This is a genomic window from Shigella sp. FC1544, assembly GCF_001722145.1.
In the GTDB taxonomy this organism is placed as follows: domain Bacteria; phylum Pseudomonadota; class Gammaproteobacteria; order Enterobacterales; family Enterobacteriaceae; genus Escherichia; species Escherichia coli.
This window is the reverse complement of sequence record NZ_MECT01000269.1, coordinates 1-1,751: the sequence shown is the minus strand read 5'-3', so window position 1 is coordinate 1,751 and position 1,751 is coordinate 1. Positions and strand designations below refer to the sequence as shown.

Sequence of the window (1,751 nt, the reverse complement as noted above, 5' to 3'; positions counted from 1 at the left end):
AAGTCGCTGTCGTTCTCAAAATCGGTGGAGCTGCATGACAAAGTCATCGGGCATTATCTGAACATAAAACACTATCAATAAGTTGGAGTCATTACCGAGATTTACGCCTTCGCAGAACTTTAGATTTTCGAAATCTTTACAAAACAGGAGTGGTAAGAGATATATCGGCATTTATCAGATCGTTAGGTGGCTATAAGTCACGCTAAATGACTGGCTGAATCGAATCATAGCCAGAGCATGCCCTGACTTCACCCCGCTGTGTCTGCTTTTCCCGACTATTCTTAATGAGCTTCGATGCAATTCACGATCCCGCAGTGTGATTTGAGGAGTTTTCAATGGAATATAAAGATCCAACGCATGAGCTGTTGAGCAGCCTGGAACAGATTGTTTTTAAAGATGAAACGCAGAAAATTACCCTGACGCACAGAACAACGTCCTGTACCGAAATTGAGCAGTTACGAAAAGGGACAGGGTTAAAAATCGATGATTTCGCCCGGGTTTTGGGCATATCAGTCGCCATGGTAAAGGAATGGGAATCCAGACGCGTGAAGCCTTCAAGTGCCGAACTAAAATTGATGCGTTTGATTCAAGCCAACCCGGCATTAAGTAATCAGTTGATGGAATAGACTTTTATCCACTTTATTGCTGTTTACGGTCCTGATGACAGGACGTTTTCCAACCGATTAATCATAAATATGAAAAATAATTGTTGCATCACCCGCCAATGCGTGGCTTAATGCACATCAACGGTTTGACGTACAGACCATTAAAGCAGTGTAGTAAGGCAAGTCCCTTCAAGAGTTATCGTTGATACCCCTCGTAGTGCACATTCCTTTAACGCTTCAAAATCTGTAAAGCACGCCATATCGCCGAAAGGCACACTTAATTATTAAAGGTAATACACTATGTCCGGTAAAATGACTGGTATCGTAAAATGGTTCAACGCTGACAAAGGCTTCGGCTTCATCACTCCTGACGATGGCTCTAAAGATGTGTTCGTACACTTCTCTGCTATCCAGAACGATGGTTACAAATCTCTGGACGAAGGTCAGAAAGTGTCCTTCACCATCGAAAGCGGCGCTAAAGGCCCGGCAGCTGGTAACGTAACCAGCCTGTAATCTCTGCTTAAAAGCACAGAATCTGCCATTTGGCGGGGATTTTTTTTATTTTTTTTCAGGAAATAAATAATCGATCGCGTAGTAAAATCTATTATTATTTTTGTGAAGAATAAATGTGGGTGCAATGAGAATGCGCAACGCCGTAAGAAAGGCGGGAATAATTTCCCGCCGAAGACTCTTACTCTTTTAAATTGCAGGCTAAAAATGCCGCCAGCTCATAACGCCCCTGTTTAATATGCAATTCACACAGTGAATCTCTTACCATCCAGGTGAAAAATAAAAGCGTGAAACAAATCACTATTAATGAAAGTAATCCGTATTTTTGCGGCATTCCCAGCCCCCTGTGTTGATTTCCAACGAGTAAGAGGCTAACCTTATGGTGTTCAGGCATAGGGTAGCCTCACTTTGATTTATAGTCAGGTGGGGCTTTTCTCTGTCTGCCTTTCGGTGAATACCTGAGACAAACAGTCTCAAGCACCCGTAGCTATTCTAGCTTAATAAGTTTGTTTCTTCTCCTTGATATAATCCTAAAAAAATCTGGTAATGCTGCCAACTTACTGATTTAGTGTATGATGGTGATTTTAAGGTGCTTGCGTGGCTTCCATTTCCATCAGATGTCCTTCCTGCTCCGCT

At 42.4% G+C, this 1,751-nt stretch carries 5 protein-coding genes; 4 read left to right on the top strand and 1 reads right to left on the bottom strand.

The genetic code is table 11. The features are described 5' to 3' along the window. The 4 genes from BGK49_RS27190 to BGK49_RS31095 form a co-directional block, all read left to right on the top strand. Window positions 1–81, top strand: an 81-nt coding sequence (locus BGK49_RS27190; protein ID WP_000618533.1) for an IS1 family transposase, incomplete at its 5' end; no start/stop codon positions are given. A gap of 254 nt (window positions 82–335) precedes the next feature. Continuing rightward, on the top strand, window positions 336–626 hold the full coding sequence (locus tag BGK49_RS13965; protein ID WP_005045913.1) for an HTH-type transcriptional regulator: 291 nt from the start codon (window positions 336–338) through the stop codon (window positions 624–626). A 279-nt stretch (window positions 627–905) separates the two neighbouring features. Next, window positions 906–1,118, top strand: coding sequence for a transcription antiterminator/RNA stability regulator CspE (gene cspE, locus BGK49_RS13960; RefSeq protein WP_000014594.1), 213 nt, complete (start codon window positions 906–908; stop codon window positions 1,116–1,118). A 130-nt stretch (window positions 1,119–1,248) separates the two neighbouring features. Beyond that, window positions 1,249–1,308, top strand: a complete 60-nt coding sequence (locus BGK49_RS31095; RefSeq protein ID WP_212732943.1) for a hypothetical protein — start codon at window positions 1,249–1,251, stop codon at window positions 1,306–1,308. On the opposite strand, the gene hokA is transcribed toward BGK49_RS31095, so the two are convergent. Further along, window positions 1,297–1,449, bottom strand: coding sequence for a type I toxin-antitoxin system toxin HokA (gene hokA, locus BGK49_RS13955; protein WP_001135724.1), 153 nt, complete (start codon window positions 1,447–1,449; stop codon window positions 1,297–1,299). The genes BGK49_RS31095 and hokA overlap by 12 nt on opposite strands. Between the last annotated feature and the right edge of the window lie 302 nt (window positions 1,450–1,751).

What these genes read in the sequence shown, in the direction of transcription:
- BGK49_RS13965 (WP_005045913.1), top strand. Translation starts at nt 336, where the DNA reads ATGGAATATAAAGATCCAACGCATGAGCTGTTGAGCAGCCTGGAACAG.
- cspE (WP_000014594.1), top strand. Translation starts at nt 906, where the DNA reads ATGTCCGGTAAAATGACTGGTATCGTAAAATGGTTCAACGCTGACAAA.
- hokA (WP_001135724.1), bottom strand. Translation starts at nt 1,449, where the DNA reads ATGCCGCAAAAATACGGATTACTTTCATTAATAGTGATTTGTTTCACG.